The sequence below is a fragment of the Microbulbifer sp. YPW1 genome (genome assembly GCF_013367775.1).
GTDB lineage: Bacteria > Pseudomonadota > Gammaproteobacteria > Pseudomonadales > Cellvibrionaceae > Microbulbifer.
In genome coordinates this window covers 2,386,201-2,404,667 of sequence record NZ_CP055157.1, presented here as the reverse complement: position 1 = coordinate 2,404,667, position 18,467 = coordinate 2,386,201, and the positions used below count along the sequence as shown (strand labels likewise).

17 protein-coding genes are annotated in these 18,467 nt (G+C 58.2%); 6 read left to right on the top strand and 11 right to left on the bottom strand.

The window, feature by feature from the left end; all coding sequences use genetic code 11:
• Positions 1–19: 19 nt before the first annotated feature.
• Both fghA and HUW35_RS09855 read right to left on the bottom strand, forming a co-directional pair.
• Positions 20–862, bottom strand: coding sequence for an S-formylglutathione hydrolase (fghA, locus tag HUW35_RS09860; protein WP_181252195.1), 843 nt, complete (start codon positions 860–862; stop codon positions 20–22).
• Between the two features lie 9 nt (positions 863–871).
• Positions 872–1,999 carry an S-(hydroxymethyl)glutathione dehydrogenase/class III alcohol dehydrogenase gene (locus HUW35_RS09855; protein ID WP_181252194.1) on the bottom strand — a complete coding sequence of 376 codons (1,128 nt, stop codon included), beginning with the start codon at positions 1,997–1,999 and terminating at the stop codon, positions 872–874.
• Between the two features lie 291 nt (positions 2,000–2,290).
• On the opposite strand from HUW35_RS09855, the gene HUW35_RS09850 reads away from it, so the two are divergent.
• On the top strand, positions 2,291–2,671 hold the full coding sequence (locus HUW35_RS09850; protein ID WP_181252193.1) for a hypothetical protein: 381 nt from the start codon (positions 2,291–2,293) through the stop codon (positions 2,669–2,671).
• A 52-nt stretch (positions 2,672–2,723) separates the two neighbouring features.
• Here the strand turns inward: HUW35_RS09850 and HUW35_RS09845 are convergent, their stop codons facing one another.
• The 6 genes from HUW35_RS09845 to HUW35_RS09820 form a co-directional block, all read right to left on the bottom strand.
• Positions 2,724–3,449 (bottom strand): hypothetical protein, encoded by a 726-nt coding sequence (locus tag HUW35_RS09845; RefSeq protein ID WP_181252192.1) that lies wholly within the window; start codon positions 3,447–3,449, stop codon positions 2,724–2,726.
• A 234-nt stretch (positions 3,450–3,683) separates the two neighbouring features.
• Complete coding sequence (locus tag HUW35_RS09840) at positions 3,684–4,619, bottom strand: tyrosine-protein phosphatase (RefSeq protein ID WP_181252191.1); 936 nt, start codon at positions 4,617–4,619, stop codon at positions 3,684–3,686.
• A gap of 70 nt (positions 4,620–4,689) precedes the next feature.
• Positions 4,690–7,224, bottom strand: coding sequence for a TonB-dependent receptor (locus HUW35_RS09835; RefSeq protein ID WP_181252190.1), 2,535 nt, complete (start codon positions 7,222–7,224; stop codon positions 4,690–4,692).
• 194 nt (positions 7,225–7,418) lie between these two features.
• The gene (locus tag HUW35_RS09830) at positions 7,419–8,603 is read right to left on the bottom strand and encodes a hypothetical protein (protein WP_181252189.1); all 1,185 of its coding nucleotides are present in this window, start codon (positions 8,601–8,603) and stop codon (positions 7,419–7,421) included.
• A complete protein-coding gene (locus HUW35_RS09825) occupies positions 8,596–9,441 on the bottom strand; it encodes a hypothetical protein (protein ID WP_181252188.1) in 846 nt (281 codons plus the stop codon). Before HUW35_RS09825 ends, HUW35_RS09830 begins: the two co-directional genes overlap by 8 nt.
• Before the next feature lie 207 nt (positions 9,442–9,648).
• Positions 9,649–10,065 carry a CBS domain-containing protein gene (locus HUW35_RS09820; protein ID WP_181252187.1) on the bottom strand — a complete coding sequence of 139 codons (417 nt, stop codon included), beginning with the start codon at positions 10,063–10,065 and terminating at the stop codon, positions 9,649–9,651.
• A gap of 139 nt (positions 10,066–10,204) precedes the next feature.
• Here HUW35_RS09820 and HUW35_RS09815 point away from each other — a divergent pair, with 139 nt between their 5' ends.
• From HUW35_RS09815 to HUW35_RS09795, 5 genes are all read left to right on the top strand, one after another.
• Entirely contained in the window at positions 10,205–10,642 is a 438-nt protein-coding gene (locus HUW35_RS09815; protein ID WP_181252186.1) for a host attachment protein, read from the top strand.
• Between the two features lie 106 nt (positions 10,643–10,748).
• Positions 10,749–11,702, top strand: a complete 954-nt coding sequence (gene corA / locus HUW35_RS09810; RefSeq protein WP_181252185.1) for a magnesium/cobalt transporter CorA — start codon at positions 10,749–10,751, stop codon at positions 11,700–11,702.
• A gap of 139 nt (positions 11,703–11,841) precedes the next feature.
• Positions 11,842–12,537 (top strand): hypothetical protein, encoded by a 696-nt coding sequence (locus tag HUW35_RS09805; RefSeq protein WP_181252184.1) that lies wholly within the window; start codon positions 11,842–11,844, stop codon positions 12,535–12,537.
• Positions 12,538–12,776: 239 nt separating this feature from the next.
• Positions 12,777–13,331 carry a cytochrome b gene (locus HUW35_RS09800; RefSeq protein WP_181252183.1) on the top strand — a complete coding sequence of 185 codons (555 nt, stop codon included), beginning with the start codon at positions 12,777–12,779 and terminating at the stop codon, positions 13,329–13,331.
• A gap of 64 nt (positions 13,332–13,395) precedes the next feature.
• The gene (locus HUW35_RS09795) at positions 13,396–13,962 is read left to right on the top strand and encodes a YceI family protein (protein ID WP_181252182.1); all 567 of its coding nucleotides are present in this window, start codon (positions 13,396–13,398) and stop codon (positions 13,960–13,962) included.
• Positions 13,963–14,424: 462 nt separating this feature from the next.
• On the opposite strand, the gene HUW35_RS09790 is transcribed toward HUW35_RS09795, so the two are convergent.
• The 3 genes from HUW35_RS09790 to HUW35_RS09780 form a co-directional block, all read right to left on the bottom strand.
• Positions 14,425–15,843 (bottom strand): sodium/proline symporter, encoded by a 1,419-nt coding sequence (locus HUW35_RS09790; protein WP_181252181.1) that lies wholly within the window; start codon positions 15,841–15,843, stop codon positions 14,425–14,427.
• A 78-nt stretch (positions 15,844–15,921) separates the two neighbouring features.
• Positions 15,922–16,947 carry a tetratricopeptide repeat protein gene (locus HUW35_RS09785; RefSeq protein WP_181252180.1) on the bottom strand — a complete coding sequence of 342 codons (1,026 nt, stop codon included), beginning with the start codon at positions 16,945–16,947 and terminating at the stop codon, positions 15,922–15,924.
• Complete coding sequence (locus tag HUW35_RS09780; RefSeq protein WP_181255643.1) at positions 16,935–18,380, bottom strand: aspartate kinase; 1,446 nt, start codon at positions 18,378–18,380, stop codon at positions 16,935–16,937. Before HUW35_RS09780 ends, HUW35_RS09785 begins: the two co-directional genes overlap by 13 nt.
• Between the last annotated feature and the right edge of the window lie 87 nt (positions 18,381–18,467).

The following is an 18,467-nucleotide window of genomic DNA, read 5'->3' as shown; positions in this document are numbered from 1 at the left end:
GGGGTGGCGATGACACTCATCAATGTGCCAGCAGGTAGTCCGCGTGGAAACGCAGGTGCTGCTCGATAAACGTGGCGATGAAGTAGTAGCTGTGGTCGTAGCCGGCGTGGAATTCCAGCTTTAACGGGTAACCTGCCGCGTCGGCCGCCGCCTTGAGCGCATTGGGCTTTAGCTGCTCCTCCAGGAATTGGTCGTCCTCTCCCTGGGAGATCAACATGGGCAGCCGCTCCTGGGCCCGGCTGAGCAGAGAGGTCGCGTCGTGCTCCTCCCACAGGGTTGTGTCGGCTCCCAGGTACGCAGAAAAGGCCTTTTCGCCCCAGGGACATGCGATCGGGTTACAGATGGGGCTGAACGCCGATACCGAGGCATAGCGGCCCGGGTTTTTCAGGGCGATAGTGAGGGCCCCGTGCCCGCCCATGGAATGCCCGGAAATCGCCCGCCGCTGGCTCACCGGGAAATTGGCTTCGACCAGTTGGGGCAGTTCTTCCACCACGTAATCGTACATCTGGTAATGCGGCTTCCAGGGTGACTGGGTAGCGTTGACATAAAAGCCCGCACCCTTGCCCAGGTCGTAACTTTCACTGTCCGCCACTTCATCACCGCGCGGGCTGGTATCCGGAATCACCAGCGCGATACCCAGCTCTGCGGCCATGCGCTGGGCGCCGGCCTTCTGGGAAAAGTTCTCGTCGGTACAGGTCAATCCCGAGAGCCAGTAGAGCACCGGAAAACGCTCATCCTTTTCTGCCTGGGAAGGCAGGAAAATGGAAAAGCGCATATCGCAGTCGAGCACTTCGGAGCGATGGGTGTACTGGCACTGGGTGCCATCGAAGCTATGGGTTTTGCTGACAAGTTCTACGGTCATCGGCCTGCCTTACTTGTAGTGAATCACACTGCGAATACTTTTACCCTCGTGCATCAGATCGAAGGCTTCATTGATTTTTTCCAGCGGCATGGTGTGGGTGATAAAGTCATCCAACTGGAATTCACCGGCCATGTAACGCTCCACGTAATCCGGTAACTGGGAGCGCCCCTTGACGCCGCCAAAGGCGGTGCCGCGCCAGACCCTTCCCGTAACCAGCTGGAATGGACGTGTGGAAATTTCCTGTCCGGCACCGGCCACGCCGATAATCACCGATTCCCCCCAGCCTTTGTGACAGCACTCCAGCGCCGAGCGCATCACGTTGACGTTGCCGATACACTCGAAGGAATAATCCACACCACCATCGGTGAGTTCAACGATCACTTCCTGGATGGGCTTGTCGTATTTCTTCGGATTGATGCAGTCGGTGGCGCCGAGCTTTTTCGCCAGCTCGAATTTCCCTTCGTTGATATCAATGGCAATGATCCGCGAGGCCTTGGCAAGGCGTGCCCCGATGATCGTCGCGAGACCGATGCCACCGAGACCGAACACCGCCACCGTGGCACCCTCTTCGACCCTGGCGGTATTTGCCACCGCACCCATGCCGGTGGTGACGCCGCACCCCAGCAGGCAGATCTCTTCCAGTGGTGCATCCTTGTTTACCTTGGCCACGGAAATTTCGGGCAGTACCGTGTACTCGGAAAAGGTGGAAGTGCCCATGTAGTGATAGATGGGCTCGCCGTTGACGGAAAAGCGCGTGGTGCCATCGGGCATCAGGCCCTGGCCCTGGGTGGTGCGGATCTTCTGGCACAGGTTGGTCTTGCCGGATTTACAGAACTTGCACTCACCGCATTCAGGGGTATACAGCGGGATCACATGGTCGCCCACCGCAACGCTGGTTACGCCCTCACCCACGGATTCCACGATGCCGCCACCTTCGTGGCCAAGGATGGCCGGAAAAACTCCCTCCGGATCATCGCCGGAAAGGGTAAAGGCATCCGTGTGACAGACGCCGGTAGCCATCAATTTGATACGCACTTCGCCGGCCTTGGGTGGCGCGACCTCCACGTCCTCGATAGACAGAGGCGCACCCGCCTTCCAGGCAACCGCCGCTTTACATTTGATGGTCTCTGCAGACATAAACACTCCTCTCCTGATACTCATCGGCGAGCGCCGAACCTGAGCCAAAGCTTAACAGATCCGCCGCGCGCAACGCCGCCCAATCGCACACTCCGGGGGCAGGTGACGCAAGATTGCACTCCACTGGTGCCCCGCGGATTCCGTGGCGACATTTGCTGCACCCGACGTAGCGCGGGCGCAGCGCAACAGGCAGGCTCAATCAAGAAAGGGAAAGGAAGATAAAAACCGTACCAGGGAAATTGGCCCGATCCTTGCTCCACTAACAGTAAAACACTACAGAGGCTCACAACGATGACGGACCACCAGTGGCTGATGACCTCCCAGGCCCTCAATATTCTGCGCAAACTACGCAAACGCATTCAGGCTGAATTCGATATCAGTCTGCGCTTTTCCGATTTCGACTTTGAACCACAGCTGGCGGAACTCAAGCACCGCAGCCACGACGACGAATCCCTGAAGCTGATCGCGCAACTGGAATCCCTGAAGGGCAGTCCCTTCCTGACAGGCAATGAGCCGCCCGAGCGCCTCTACCGCGGCCAGCGAGTGCTGAAGGAACAGGATAAAAAGGATATTTACGAAATGATTTACGGGGATGAGCTGGCGCTGCACGATGGCCGTGGCGTATCCAGCCAGCCACGTAAAATGTATCGCGGCCAGCCGGTTCTAAACTGAACCGGCTTTGGGGGCTTTCCCTTACAGTCCGGGCGGGCTGTTTTGCAACCAGCTAGCGTCGGGCCAGCCTCAGCAGGGCATCCGCCTCCAGGTCATCTTCCACCTGATCCAGCACCTCCTCCGCGATCTCAGCCAGCAGCCGCTCGGTGGCCTCACGGGTAGTATCTTCCACCACACCGCCATCTTTCGGCGCTTTGGTGCGGTAGCGGGCTTCCAGTTTCAGCTTGGAGATATTCACAGTCCCCTCCCGCAACACATGCGCGCCGATGGCACCCTGCAGGCGATAGTGGAACTCGCCATAGGCGGTCATACTGCCCTTTTCCAGGTCGTAATCCTTGCTGCTGAAGATATCCAGGATTTTCTGGCGAATGACGACATTGAAATCCGTATGCAGGGTCAGTGGTGCGCGGTTGTCCACCAGGTGCACCCGTTCATCCTCGAAAAATTCACCAAACTGCATTTGTACCTGCTGGTCCAGATACTGGCTGAACTCCTGACTGGCCTTTTTACGAATCTCGCCGAGGCCACCGTTGCTACCGGATAGCGCGAGCAGTAACTGCAGGTTGTTGCCGGTGAGCGGGGTAGGCGCCTCGATCTTGATCTCGACCGGAGTTACCGCCAGACGGATCACCGGATCCTCGCTGCCCATGCCCATCCAGCCCTCGGGGGCTTTGGCGGCCGCTACGGGTGAGAACATCAGCAACGCATACAGGACGGAAAATGTCAGACGACGGGCCGAATTGCGAAAAGAGGAAAGGTTCTGACTGTTTCGGAACATAGTTTTAGCTCCCTTGGTTTCTGGTATGGCCAGAATGACCGCGCGGTGACGCGGACCAGTTGGCGCACTAACCATTTATTCCCTTAGCCCTTGCAACCAACGGGCCAGATATAAGGAAAAACCGGGAAGGAAGCTATTACAATGCTCTTTTCATACATTTTCGCGTGTTTTTTGCAGGTTTTTGCCCGGTGATCGCGTAAGCAACCCTAACCGGGCAAGTTCTGCAGGAGAACCTTAGTGCAGCAGGCGCGCGCGCAACAGGGCCAGTTCGGCCGAATCTACGTCCAGCTCCTGTTCGATATACGCCTCCACAGAGCCGCTCTCGCGCTCCATTTCAGCAAATGCGGTTTCCAGCCAGGAGACTTCTACCCCGGCGAGTACCCCGCGGACTTCTGGCGGCAACTGGGAAAAGAACGCGAACATACGCTTTTCCTTTTCGCTGGCGTCTTCCGGTAACTGCATCAATTTCTCGCCCTTGAGGGTCTGGTTGGACAGCATATAGTCCTGTTTCACCGTCTCGCGATCGACCCCCAGGGCCGTGAGAATCAGCGCTGCACCGATACCGGTGCGGTCTTTGCCCGCGGAGCAATGGAACAACAGGGGCTCATCGCTCTCGATCAGTTTCTGGAACATGGCGCGGTAGTGGGGAGTCTGCTGTTTCACCAGGCCAACGTAGCCCTGGTCCATCAGCCCAACCAGGTCTTCCTTGGCAAAATCTGGCTTGGACATGACCTTGGCGAACTCCTGTTCCCAGTTGCCCATGTCGTAATCCCAGGTCAGTTCCATGACACTGCCCGCCTGCCAGTTGGTGGGCTCATTGGTGCGTTCATCGGTGGAACGGAAATCGACAATCGTGGAGATCTCTCGGTCGCGCAGGTAGTCATAGTCGTCAGACGTCAGGTGAGTCAGCACACCGGAGCGGTATAGCTTGCCCCACTTAACCGTTTTGCCATCTTTGGTCTGGTAACCGCCGAGATCTCGGAAGTTGCGCCCACCTTCCAAGGGCAATACGCGGGTGCGCTCGACCGTTGATGCGATATTGGCCGGTGTGCCTTGCTGTGCACTGGCGGCGGTGAGTGCATTGCTGTTCAGGGTATCGGTGGCCGCACAGCCGCCCAGTGCCAGGGTCATAGCAGCGGCGATAACGCCGTAAGCAAATCTGTTTTTCATTGTCTGCCTCAATATTTTTGAATTCGATACCGGGGATCACACCCCGGCGATGTCATTAATCGGGGATGTGTTAAAAATTGACGCGGAAGCCGGCCAGATAGCGGCGGCCGTAGCTTTCCACCTGGTTCGGGGTGCGCTCGTCGCCGGTGTAACGCACATCCTGCTCATCGGTGAGGTTGTTGGCGTTGGCGTAGACGGTGACATCGGCGCCGAATACCGGTGTCGGCAAGTCATAGCTGATGGCGAGGTCGACGCGCTTCTGCGCCGCCCAGTAATCATTCATGCCGACGTTTTCGGTGGTGGAGAGCCAGTCGTCACGGAACTGGTGGTTAAGGCGAACGGAGATGCCTTCCATTTCGTAGAACACCGAGGCGTTTACGATAGTCTCGGAGGTGCCCGGCAGGCTGTGACGGCGGCCATCAAGGGTTTCGAATTCGCTGTCCAGCAGGGTCAGGTTGGCGCTGATACCGAAGCCGTCCAGAACCGGCAGGAAGTCCGCCGCCTGTGCAATGGCATTGAACTCAGCACCGCGCATTTCGCCATTACTGCCGTTGACATACTGGGTGTAGGTCCAGCTGTCGCGGCCGACTTCCGGCAGGTATTCATCACCGGCAATCACGCCGCTTTCCGCGTAGATCACATTGTCGATACTGCGCGAGAAGAGCCCGGCACTCAGCAGGCTGGCGCTGCCCGCATACCATTCGATCGCCGCATCCACCCCCCAGGATTCCTCGGCTTCGAGCTGCGGGTTGCCCGCCATTACACTGCCCTGCAGCATGTCCACCATGTCGGCACCGCGCCATTCGGAATAGGTCGGACGGCTGACTCCGGTGGAGGTCGACAGGCGCAGTTTCACCTCGTCGGTGAGATCCATATTCAGGTGGGCACTGGGCAGCACGTTGGTGAAGCTGTCTTCGAAATTGCCCGAGGGGCCTTCGCTCAGGTAATCGGTATTTTCCACCCGCGCACCCAGTACCAGGTTGCCCCAGCTGTAGTCAGTATTCACCATGGCGTAGCCCGCGGTGACGTCCTCTTCGATACGAATCGCCTGTGACGCGTTCGGGGTCAGCGTCAGGCCTCCGGCGGCCGTATCCCAGGCTTTGCGCAGCGCCTTGTTGTCGTAATAGGTCGCGCCAATGCCGTTACTGAACTGGCTTTCCCAGGTTTCACTGGTAGCGAAGGAAGAAATATCCACATCCGCCGGGATGCCGCCCATGGCGAACACGGTGCCGTACCCTTCCGCTTCGCGGGCGTCCAGCTCCACACCGGTTTTCAGCACGGACTGCTGGCCAAACAGCATCAGGTCGCGCTCGGCGTCCAGCTTGAACTTGGTGGCATCAATATCCATCTTGGTACCGATCAGCATGCCCAGGTCCACCGCGTAGTTGATATCGTTCATGCCGATCGGCGCCTGGGCGCGAGGATCGATCAGGTTGTCTACCGCAGGGTCGTACAGGTCGCTCACGTCGAAACTCGCCATCACGAACCCGCCCATGCTGCGCGGCATCGGCAGGAACATATTGTTTTCGGTTTCGGTGAAATTGACGCGGGATTCCAGACGCCACTCGCCGAGAGCCAGGTCCGCGCCCAGGGTGTTGGTAAAGGTCGAGTTTTCGTAGAGTCCGTACTCCAGCGCGCGCCCTACCAGGGCGAACTGATTTTCCCCCACGGCACCGGTTGCCTGTGGCGCACCCACCGCTTCGGCACCACCGGCAAAATCGAATACAAACTGGTTGCGCTCTTCGAAATCCTGGAATTCGTTGTACAGGGTGCTGACAAAGACGCGCTCCAGCGCGCCGTCACCGCGGAACTCAAAGCGGCCGCCGTAGGCGCGGTCTTCGCGGGTCACCTTGTAGCTGCGGAAATCCAGCTCATTGACCAGCAGCTCACCGCTAGTCTCGCGCTCGATATCGTACTCGCGGTTGTCGGTGGTCTGTTCGCGGCTGTTCTCGGAGGTAAACAGGGAGAAGCCGAAAATGTCATTGGACCAGGAGGTGCGCAGGCCCAGCTTTTCGATATCGCCGTCCCCGAGCTGCTGGTTGCCCATACCCACGTCACCGGAGAAGGCCCAGCCTTCCTTCGCAAACGGGTCGAAGGTGGAGATATTGATGTAGCCGGACACCGCCTCACCGGGCATATTCGGCATGATCGCCTTGTTGGCGTCGATGCGGCTGGTGATCACAGACGGGAAACTGTCAAAGCGCGGCACACGGCCGTTCTCGGCACCGGGGATACTCAGGCCATCGATGGCCAAAGCCGTGTAGCGGAACGGTGCACCGCGGAAATTGATATAGCGGGCCTGGCCCTGGTCGCGCTCGATGGCGAGGCCCGGCACACGGCCGAGGGAGTCCGCCAAGTTCTGGTCCGGGAACCGGCCGATGGTATCGGCGGATATAATGTCGACATTGTTGTCCGCATCGCGCTTGGCGTCGATGGCCGCCTTCTGGCTATCGCGAATGGGCGAAGCCATCACCACGATCTCTTCTACCGCTGCGCCGTCAATCTTTGCAGCATCCACAGCCTGCTGTGCCATTGCCCCCTGGGTAACACCTGCCGCAGCCAGTGCAATCAGCAGATATAGTCTGCTGCGAGAAAAATTGTTCATCGTTAGTCTCCGAAGCTGTTTCTTCGAATGAATAGAATTTGGTCTTGCTTGGTCTTGAAAGCGGGCCAGCTGGCCGCCTGGGAGGCATATTCGGCAGGGGGTGTGACAGCCAGGTTAAAAAGACAACCCGGGCGTGAAATGAGATATCTCTAAAAATAAAAATCTTTGATTATCAGCGGGTTATCGCGAGCAAGCTATGGTGAGAAAACCTGTACCCGACCCGCATCCAGAGCGATGCGATAGCTGTAGCGACCACTTTTCATATCCCGGCGAGATTCGAACAGGTAGGGTTCCGCCAGTGCCTCACCCAGAGCGGACACCAGCTCATCGCGAATTTTGTTGCGGTTCTGATCGAGGGTTTTTGCGCGCAGGCCGTGCGCACGAAGATCGTTGATGGACTTGTTGTGCCCACCCAGTTCCTCCATCGATGCAATCAGGGGGCCGGCGCCATCCCGGTCCGGGCGGCTGGTGGGCGGATTGAGATACCAGCCATCACCAGCGAGGCGCCGGCGCGCATACCAGAGAAAATAAAAGAAAGGAGTTTTGGCCAGGGCGATCGGGACGCCGTGCACGATCACCTGCAGCTGCCTGCAGTCGAACTGCAGGTGGGCGGGAGCCAGTGCAATCGCCAGCGCCCGATCCAGATCCTGCGGTCCTTCGATTCCATTACGCAGAGCCAGGTAGAGCCACGGCATCTGCTGCGGATCCATCGTCGCCACTTCGGGTTTTGCCAGCCAGTCAAACAGCGGTTCCAGTGTCAGGCCAGGTAGCCCGCGCAGCTTGGCGAACAGCTCCCGTTGCAATGCATTGAACTGCTCGAGTCTGGCGGACAGTCGCCGCGCCAGCCTTGGTTCAACCCCCTCCCCTAACAGCGCACGTATCTGTAACCTGCGCGCAGATGACAGGGGCGCGGGCCACAGCCAGACACAGCCGATCAACAGCAACGCAAGTGCGCCCTGGCTTACCAACAAAAGCGGCCAGTTGGTATTGCAATCCAGGGAAAACCGCGTGCGCTCCTGCAGGTCGCCATCACCGATATGCCAGTCCACGACAAGATCCTCGCCACGGGATGAAGGCGGCACCGCCGACTCACTGATCAGCTGCTCTACCCGTGCGCGACAATGCTGCAGCAGCGGCAAATGGCCCGCTGCAGGGAGTGATGCCAGGTCCCGCTCCAGCTGTTCGATCACCCATGGCTGGGGCCCGTTATTCGCCAAGCGGTTTTGTAACGCAAGTGCCAGACGCTGCGGCAACTGTTGCTGGAGTTGCCGGGAAAGATCCTCGGCAAACGAGGCCCGCGCATACCAGTAGGCCGAGCCGGACAAAAGCGCGGTCAACACGCACCAGGCCAGCGGCAGCCAGCGTCTGGTGCTAACCACCACAGTGCGCCGCCCCCGGGAAATCCCGGTGTGCACTGAAATAGCCTGCAGTGGCATCATCAAAGGCCGTGGCAATCGCGCAGTCGATTTCCGCCGGGCGCGCCTTGCGTACAAACAATGTGGCAGCGACGACGTTGTCCGCGATCAACATGCGCTGCAGCGGTATATCCAGATCCTGCTCCAGAAACAGGCCCCCACTGACGAGATCCAAGTCACCCTGGGCAAACGCCCGGTAAAGACTGCTGGCATCGTCGAAATAAATCAGGGACTGGAGGGAGATATCCACCCCCAGCTGCTTCAGCGAAGCCAGTGGCAGAAGATGAAAGGTATGGCTGAGCCTGTCGTTCAACAGACCGATTTTTTTGTCCCGAAAATATTCCCGGGTGAGCTGCGGCTGGTCGTTGCGGCTGAACCAGAACACCTTGTACTGGTCGTAGCGCAGCAGGGATTCGTAGTAGCTGGAATATTCCGGCACCAGCCCGCGCAAACTGTGTTCGCGACTCCAGATCAGATCATAATCTTCATTCAGGACCTCTTCCGCAGTGAGTTGCTGGCGAGGTTTCCACGAGATGCTTACCGATTTGTAGTGTCCCGCCATGAGCGGTGCGCGGCACAGGTTATCGGCAATTTCCCGGGCAAAAATGGAAGAGACGGTAAGCAGGTTAAAGCTTCCCTTGCCGCTGCCGCCGGTGTCGCAGTGGTAGACGTGATAATCCCCGAGCAATGGCAGTGACGCCTGCTGTTTCGAGAACCACAGGCACAGCGAAAAACCCGCGGCGAATAATGCCGCCAGCACGCCGAAGTAGGCCTTGTGGCTGGTCAGAAACAGCGGAAGCATAGGAAAGTTTAGAAAGTACAGTTCGGTAAATTTAGCCCGCAGTCTATGTACTTTTTATGACAAACCTATGAACTGGCGCGTCTCCTTCGAGAGCCCGGATGGTCCAGTAGATCTCGTCCGGTGATGACACTTCCGCTCGTATAAAACCGAGGCACGCAAAACTACCTATCAACCATTCAGATCACTCATTGCGACAAGCCACTAAGATCAATGGTGCGCAGAAACCGCCGCGGTATAGCGGTGGCTACTGTGGTCGTCCATGCCGTGGGTAATATCTCCCATGCTCAGCATGCCGACCATACGTCGCGCACCATCGATCACCGCCAGGCGGCGAATCTGCATACGCTCCATATGATCGATGGCTTCTTCCATATTTTCATCCGCGTAGCAGTACTCGATGTTTTCGGTCATCACATCCCGCGCGCAGCGATCGCGCAGATCCCAGCCCTCGGCGAGGCCGCGGCTGACAATATCGCGATCTGTCACCATACCGATCAGACGGTCATTTTCTCCCACCGGGATAGCGCCTACATCGTGGTCCCGCAGGAGCTGCGCAACCTCCGTCAGCGGCGTATCCGGGGAGCACCAGGTCACACCCCGGTGCATGGCTTGTTCGACTTTCACTTTATACCTCCCGCACATCATCATCGATTCAGCATTTGCCTCAATGATAGCGACCCCGCCGCCAGTAACGACTACGAACCCGACCGGCTGCGAGCTACCATTCAGTAACAAAGCACAGCAAAAACAGAGGTGCACTGTCATGTCTAAAGCCTGGGTTCTGGTAGCCAACCATACTCACGCTCGCGTGTTTGAGGCGGAAAAACGTGCGGGCAAGCTCAACGAAATAGAATCTCTGGTTTACCCGGAGGGGCGGATGAAAGGACAGGAACTGCTCGCCGATGCCCCCGGGCGCTCGTTTGACAGCTACGGTCAGGGCCGCCACGCGATGGCGGAACCCACCAGCCTGCGCAAGCAGGGCGCGCAGAAGTTCGCCCGCGATATCGCCCACACCCTGGAAAAGGGGCGCCAGGAAGGCCGCTTCGACCGCCTTTATATTGTTGCCGAGCCATCCATGGCGGGCAGCCTGCGGATGTCGATGAGTTCCCCCTGCCTCGCCACCATCGCCGGCGAATCCCGTAAAAACCTCACCACCTGCGACAGCGAGCAGATCCGCGCACAGCTGCCCATGTGGCTCTAGTCCAGGTATCCCCAAAGCCGCCACTGCCCCCGGTGGCGGCATTTGATTTGTTGCCGACAGCCTGACACCATTCCCGCAAGCACCTCTATCGACCAAGGAAGCGTTAATGCTGAGACTGTTTCAAATCCAGCGCGGCAAGATCAAAGAAACCTATGCGGGCAGCGACTACCACAGTCAGCCCCTGTCTGACGCGGCCTGGATCGACCTGCAGGACCCGGAGGAAAACGAGCGGGACCTGCTCGAGCAGCTGCTGCGCACCGAGCTTCCGGAATCCGAAGACGTAGAGGAGATCGAATCCTCCGCGCGCTACTTCGTCGATTCCGCTGGCATTCACGTCCACTCCCTGTACCTAACCCAGAGCGAAGGGCGCCACGAAACTGCCACCGCGGCCTTCATCCTGCAGCCCCAGCGCCTGATTACCGTGCGCGATACCGAGCTGGCTGACTTTCGCCTGCTGCGCATGCGCGCGCGCCGCAACCAGGTGGAAGCCCACAATGCCCAGGAGCTGCTGATCCAGCTGTTCGACCAGAAAGTGGAAAACCTCGCCGATGCCCTGGAGGACAACTACCTGAAGCTCGGCGAAGTCAGCCACCTGGTGCTGGAGGACGAAGATGCCGATCTGGAAGAAGCCATTGATCACCTGGCCAAGCTGGAAGACTCCAACGGCAAGATCCGTCTGTGCCTGATGGATACCCAGCGCTCCATCGCCTTCCTGCAGCGTCACCTGAAGGACGACCCGGAACTGCGCGAGAGCTGCTGGGCGATTCTGCGCGACATCGATACCCTGATGTCACACACCACCTTCCTGTTCGAAAAGATCAACTTCCTGATGGATTCCACCCAGGGATTTATCAGCATCGAACAGAACAAGATCATCAAGATCTTCTCCATTGCTGCGGTGGTTTTCCTGCCCCCCACCATGGTCGCCAGTATCTACGGCATGAACTTTGAGCACATGCCGGAGCTGGAGTGGCTGTTGGGGTATCCTTGGGCGTTGCTGTTGATGCTGCTGGCGGGCATGGCGCCTTATCTGTACTTCAAGAAGAAGGGGTGGTTGTAGCACACCACGTTCTTTTTCAGTGGCGAAGGTGGCACCGGGGGCTTCTTCGCCCACCCCCTAGTCGCTACGAACCCGCAAATCCACCCCCCAGCTGCTAACCTTAAATGGTTCGAAAACACTTCAGGGAAGCAGGGCAATAATGGCGACGGCGGGTAGTCAGGGTTCCAAATCCAGCAAACCTTTCCATATGCGGCGCTGGCTCAGCGTTCAGCAGGCCGTCGATCATCTTAGCGCCCTCTCGGAAGACCCCCTCACCAGCGATGACCTCGCGCGCCTGGCGGAAAACCACACCCTCGACCTCTACTGGTATCGCCCGGGCCAGCAGCTCAGCTATATCGACCGCCCCGGCAAACCCAGAACCGAACTCACCGAGCCCCTGCGCCTGTGCCCCGAGCACAGCAGCGATTGGCGCGCCATCGTCGGCGTTCTGCGCCATCGCCCCGCCCTGCCCGCAGAAGAAAATGACACCCCGACCATGCAGGATGACAAGGGTAATCGTCTGCAGATCACCTTCGACTTCAGCCGCCGCCCGGAACCCTTCAGCGGCCGCTGGTATCCCAACTACGGCGAGCTGGTGGTAAAACGCCGGGACCTGGATCGGCTGGAAAGCCACCTGTTCAGCGAGGACGACGACCAGGCGCTGGCGCCCGATTTGTTGCTGGATGTGATCTGGCAGCTGGAACAGTTGGCCATGGCAAACGGCCAGGACCAAACCGAGCAACCACACGACCTGGAATGGCTCACCCATGAGCTCAGCGATCGCACCAAACTGGACCCGAACCTGCTGGGCAAGGTCCTGAATGCCGCCGAGCGCCAGCACGCCACCCACTACTGACCTGCCTCCGGGCTCTCCCGGGTCGCGCACCAATTCAAGGCGCGGCTGCGTACTCCTTATTTCATCCCCCGCCTCACACCCTCAGCTGACCGCCCCAAACCATCCGTCGAACGCAGGCTGCGGGCCCAGCGTTTGATCCTTTGCGATTTTTTCGAAAAATACTTCCGGCTTTTTGCGCTATTCCCGCGCCACAGAATTTTTATAATGCGCGCAACCTGAATTCACTGACGGAGTCCTTTGTGCAGACCCGCAACAGCACAACCCACTACGGCTGGGTAGCCGTACTATTCCACTGGCTGATGGCACCGGCCATCATCGGCATGTTCGCCCTCGGCTGGTGGATGGTGGATCTGTCCTATTACGACCCCTGGTACCGCCAGGGGCCGGATATCCACAAGTCGGTGGGCATACTGCTGTTGATTCTGCTGGTTGCACGACTGGCGTGGCGCTGGGCCAATGAAACCCCAAGCCCGGAGCCCGCCCCCCGCTGGCAACAGTTTGCCGCTGGTGCCGCGCACTGGCTGATTTATGGGCTGCTGCTGGCCATTTTCGTTTCCGGCTACCTGATCAGTACTGCGGACGGCCGCGCCATCGAGGTATTCAACTGGTTCAGCGTACCGGCGACCCTGCAGGGGCTGGAGAACCAGGAGGATATCGCGGGGGTTATCCACGAGTGGCTGGCCTGGGGACTGATGGGGTTGGTGCTGTTACATGGCCTTGCGGCATTCAAGCATCACTTCGTCAATAAAGATGGCACCCTGAAGAAAATGCTGGGCGTAGCGCCGCGCAGATAACGATCGCTTCAAACCTGTTTCACGATTTTCACACTCTGTTTAATAACCAACAGGAAACTGACCCATGAAGAAACTTGCAGTTCTGCTGTTTGCTACCCTCATCGGCGCCTCTGCCCAGGCGGCCGAATACAAGTTCGACACCAAGGGCGCGCACGCGTTTGTCCAGTTCCGCATCAAGCACCTGGGCTACAGCTGGCTGTACGGCCGCTTCGACAAGTTCGACGGTAACTTTGTTTACGATGAAGCCAAGCCTGAAGCGTCTTCCGTGGAAGTCACCGTGGACACTACCAGCCTGAACAGCAACCACGCGGAGCGCGACAAGCACCTGCGCGGCGAAGACTTCCTGAATGTGGCCAAGTACCCCACCGCCACCTTCAAGAGCACCGCATTTGAACCGAAGGGCGACGGCAAAGCTGTCCTGAAGGGCGACCTTACCCTGCACGGTGTCACCAAGCCGATCACTATCGACGTTGAAGAGATCGGTGGCGGTAAGGATCCCTGGGGCGGCTACCGTCAGGGCTTCACCGGCACTACTGAGTTCAAGCTGAAGGACTTCGGCATCGACTACGACCTGGGCCCTGCGTCCCAGACCGTTGAAATGATTCTGGACGTGGAAGGTATCCGCCAGTAATCATCGTCTGATTTCATCTCACAGGATGGAAACGCGAGAGCCCGGCCTTTGTGCCGGGTTTCTTGTTTTTGGGCTGCGTGGTACCGGGGTGGGAGCATGAGCTCTGTTTTTACTTTTACTGGCGGCAAAGCACCGGGTATTCCTTTTCAGGACCGCTGTGAATACATCCCTGTACGCTGCGTCGGCGACGTCCCTGTCGCCGACGCTCCTGAAAAGGAATACCCGGCACTTTGCCTTCAATTTAACCAATCGGACGTCGTAAGCACTGAAATCGGGACTACTTAATAGCTAACGACGCAAAGAACTATGGGCGAAGGCGGAGCGGCAGGGATCTGTTTTTGGAAGCGTCGGAAACAGGGACGTTTCCGACGCAGCCTACAGGGATGTATGCATGGCGGTTTCAAAAACAGATCCCTGTCGATCCGCCGCCACAGACTTCAAATAAAACGGACCACAACCCGATCAGGCACTGACAGGCCTAGCCACAGGCTCCTTTACCAAAAAACGTCCGATAACAAACACCACAAGCCCCATCAGAATCCCCGGCATACCTTCATAAATATGCGCATGCCAACCCAGCCAGCGCCAGATCAGCGCCGTCGCCAGGCCGAGTACACTCATCACCACCGCCAGTTTCTGCGAAGGACGCGCACCAGCCGCCAGCACCATCAACAGCGGTGCAAAGGCAGAAGCCAGGGCCGACCAGCTCATTACCACAAGGCTGAAAACACTCTGTTTATTCAACAGCGCCCAGGCAACTGCCGCCGCAGTAATCCCCAGGGTAGCCACCTTCAACAGACGGGTATTTTCCGTGCGCTGCGGCAGGATGTCGTGGGTCAGCGCAGCAGAGCAGCTCAGTACCAGAGAATCCGCAGTAGACATGGTCGCGGCGAAGATGCCCGCAAGGATCAGCCCAACAAACACCGGTGACAGTAACTCCATCGCCATCATCGGCAGCGCCAGTTCCGCATCAAACGTACCCGGGTCGCTCAGCAGAATCCGCGACAGCATACCCACACCGGTGGCCATAAAGTAGAAAATCGTAAACCACAGGTAATACCAGCAGCGCGCCTGCACCATGCGTCCCGCATCGTCCAGTGCCATAAAGCGCACCATTACATGGGGCTGGCCCACCACGGAAATACCCGCAAACAGCCAGCTCAGTGCAAACAGCACACCACCGGCCACACCCGGCAGCAGCAGGTCTTGCGGATACCAGTTGAGGAAGCCCTCTACCTTGCCCATTTCCTGCCAGGCTGCACCGAGACCGCCAACGGATTGCGTTGCCACATACAGCAACAGCCCCATGGCGAATACCATCACCAGAGACTGCGCTGCATCGGTCCAGATGGACGCGCGGATACCGCCCGCCAGGCAGTAGGCGGCAACGATCACACCGCCGATAACCGCGCCGCTCCAGATTGGCATATCCAGTACCACAAACAGCGCCTTACTGCCGGCCACCAGCTGTGCACTGGCATAGGCGAGGAGGAACAGGAGAGAGAGGATACCGGCAAGCTTCTGCCAGGCGCCGAAGCGGGTGCCCTGCCAGCAGGCAAGCACCCCGGCATAGCTGGATTCACCACTGCGCTTTGCCGCTTCGCGCAGGTTTTTGTGCATCCACAGGGAGCCGAGAAAGTCGCCGAGAATCCAGCCCAGCATCAACCAGATTGAAGCGAGACCCGTGGCATAGGTGTAGCCGATGACACCGATAAACATATAGCCGCTGTTATTGGTCGCCACCGCGGAGAGACCGACCAGCATCGGCGAGACATCCTGGCTCGCGAGGTAGTAATCCTTTTTGGTACCGCGACTCTTGCGGTAGGAACTGATTCCCACCGCGGCGAACAATGCAAGAAAAAACAAGAAACTGATCAGCACGTCCATTCCCCCAAAACAGTTTTCAATAATTATTAAATTTATACAGCGGTTATTTTTGGCGTTGCATCAGGGGCGCAATCAGTTCGCCCCATCCGAGCCTTTCGTTGTACTGCCGCTACTGTGGTCCTGCTGGATACCCATCAGCGTTGCGAACTCTTCGGAATCATAAAGTCCGTTGAATGCCGAGTCTTCCATCGCCTCGTCGCGATACGCGGGCGAAATATCCAGCGCTTTCTGCAGGTAGCTGATGGACTCTTCCCACTGCTCCAGATACGCATAAGCGCAGGCGAGCTGGTAGTAGGCATTGCCGTTTTCGCCATCGATCTGCAGCGCCTGCAGGCACAGGTTGATGGCCCACTGCGGCTCATCCAGCTCCAGTACCGCGTCCGCCTTGTAGGTGAGCGCTTCGCCGTCGTCCTTGCGCAGATTCAGGATCTGGTCGTATACCGCGATCTTACCGGTGGGGGTTTGCTCGCGGCCGGCGCGCAACCACAGGGAGTGAACCTCTTGGGTCAGCTCGATCTCATCGCGGTTGTGCTCGATATGCTGGGTTTTCTCCGACAGCTGCTCCTCGATACTGCGCAGGCGCTCTTCGTACTGCTCCACCAGGCTGGAAATCTCCTGGTTGGCGAGGGTGTGGACCTTTTCCTTCACATCGCGAATGGAAGTCCAGCCCATAATCACCAACAGGGAACTGAAACCGGCTATCAGGTAGAAGAAGTAGGTGATGGTATCCGTGGCGTAGGTGATGGCCTTGTCGGCAGCACTCAACTGGCGATCGACAATGTTCTCGGTCAGGGAGACCTTCTGCGCCGCCATATCCACCCGCAACTGCTTCAGTTCATCCAGCACATAGCGCTCGATAAACGGAGAGTAGAGGGGCTTGTCGAGGTCGTTCGCGGCTTCGGAAACCCGGTCCAGTTCCTCGAGCTTTTTCTGGTTGGCCGCCTTTTCTTCAGCGGTTACCTCGGGTACCGGCGGCGCCTCTGCATCCTGCGCATGCAGCGGTGCGACGACCGTTGAAAATACACAGGCCACAACGAACACTGCCGCCAGCAAAGCTGACGGCAGTCGGGAAGTCAGAGCCGCGATCAGGCTGCGCATATCGCGTCGCCGTGCTCGTGAACTTCGACCAGTGCGGCGTGCAGGCTTTTGACCGACTTCTCGTAATCGCTCTCGTCGATCACAAACTGCATGTCTACCTGACGCATGGACTGGTGTACCGCGAGGATGCTGATGGCGGAATTGGCCAGCGCACTGACCGCACGAGACAGCATGCCCGAGGTTTTCATGTCACTACCAATAGCGGAAACCACCGCCACCTTACGCACCTGGATATCACAATCGGGGAACAACTCGCCAATGGCTTTCTTGATCCGCTTGACGGTTTTCAGGTTGTTACCCAGGTAATTGGTAATGGTGTTGGCGTTGATATCCTTGGTCACCACGCTGCCCTTGAAGCGCGCGATGATCTCGTTAATCGCCCGGTCGTAACTGGTCATGCTGCCCATCATGTCCTGATCAAAACATTCAACAGCATAGATGCTTTTACGCCCCGCGATGATTTCCACACGCGGTGTGTCACTTACATAATCACCTGTGACCAGAGTACCGCGGTGCTCGGGCTCAAAGGTGTTCATCACCCGCAGCGGAATCTCCTGCTGACGCAGACCCTTGGCAGCGCGTGGGTGGATGGCTTCCATACCCAGGTTGGCCAGCTGATCTGCCACGTCGTAGTTGGTACGACCGATGGGCACGGCCTGTTCCTCGCCTACGAGACGCGGGTCGGCACTGCTCAGGTGGTATTCCTTGTGGATGATCGCTTCCTTGGCACCGGTTTTCACCGCAATGCGGCTGAAGGTCATTTCGCTGTAACCGCGGGCGAAGGTCTTCATCAGACCATCGGCGGTGTGCGCGTAACCGGTGGCAATCGGCAGCTCTTTGTCGAAGTCGACATCGGCAAAGGCGCGGTCGATGCGCTCGTCCAGGGTCATGTGTTCGCCGTCGCGCCAACCGGTCAGGTCGATGAAACGGGCGTTGATCCCTTCCTGCTTCAGCAGCTGCACGGTATTCCAGGCGCTGTGGGCTTCACCCAGGCTGGCGAGCATTTCGCTGACCACGTCCAGGTGTCCTTCCAGGGCAAAGTGGCCGTGCTGGCAGACGCGTTCCAGGTCCGCCAGGCAGTTGGCGGCATCGTCCAGTCGCTCACCAATAAATGCATTGGCCTTGGCCAGGGTTACATCATCTTTGAACAGGGTCGCGTTGATTTCTTCCATGCGCGTGCGCAGCCCAGCGACCGCATCGGACCATTCGCGCTCGTCGTCCGCACCGGCGAACAGGGCAAATACGCCCGGACGACCGGATTTTTTGTGTTCCAACAGCATATCGGTGATGCCACCGTAAGCAGAAACCACGAAAACACGCTGGTACAACCCTTCCGTTTTCGCTTTGCCGTTCTTCAGAATGATGTTGTCACGTACTGCGGAGTAGTCACTCATGGACGTTCCGCCAATTTTTTCAACCGTATGTGTTTTCATGGGATCCTTACGCTTACCGATTTCGGGGTTTTCCGGGGGGACACCAAAGTATTTGCGGGTGGTGCCCCAGAACTCCGCTGCAATGTT

Coding starts and splice junctions, on each gene's coding strand:
- fghA (WP_181252195.1), bottom strand. CDS start 862: ATGACCGTAGAACTTGTCAGCAAAACCCATAGCTTCGATGGCACCCAG.
- HUW35_RS09855 (WP_181252194.1), bottom strand. CDS start 1,999: ATGTCTGCAGAGACCATCAAATGTAAAGCGGCGGTTGCCTGGAAGGCG.
- HUW35_RS09850 (WP_181252193.1), top strand. CDS start 2,291: ATGACGGACCACCAGTGGCTGATGACCTCCCAGGCCCTCAATATTCTG.
- HUW35_RS09845 (WP_181252192.1), bottom strand. CDS start 3,449: ATGTTCCGAAACAGTCAGAACCTTTCCTCTTTTCGCAATTCGGCCCGT.
- HUW35_RS09840 (WP_181252191.1), bottom strand. CDS start 4,619: ATGAAAAACAGATTTGCTTACGGCGTTATCGCCGCTGCTATGACCCTG.
- HUW35_RS09835 (WP_181252190.1), bottom strand. CDS start 7,224: ATGAACAATTTTTCTCGCAGCAGACTATATCTGCTGATTGCACTGGCT.
- HUW35_RS09825 (WP_181252188.1), bottom strand. CDS start 9,441: ATGCTTCCGCTGTTTCTGACCAGCCACAAGGCCTACTTCGGCGTGCTG.
- HUW35_RS09815 (WP_181252186.1), top strand. CDS start 10,205: ATGTCTAAAGCCTGGGTTCTGGTAGCCAACCATACTCACGCTCGCGTG.
- corA (WP_181252185.1), top strand. CDS start 10,749: ATGCTGAGACTGTTTCAAATCCAGCGCGGCAAGATCAAAGAAACCTAT.
- HUW35_RS09805 (WP_181252184.1), top strand. CDS start 11,842: ATGGCGACGGCGGGTAGTCAGGGTTCCAAATCCAGCAAACCTTTCCAT.
- HUW35_RS09795 (WP_181252182.1), top strand. CDS start 13,396: ATGAAGAAACTTGCAGTTCTGCTGTTTGCTACCCTCATCGGCGCCTCT.
- HUW35_RS09785 (WP_181252180.1), bottom strand. CDS start 16,947: ATGCGCAGCCTGATCGCGGCTCTGACTTCCCGACTGCCGTCAGCTTTG.
- HUW35_RS09780 (WP_181255643.1), bottom strand. CDS start 18,380: ATGAAAACACATACGGTTGAAAAAATTGGCGGAACGTCCATGAGTGAC.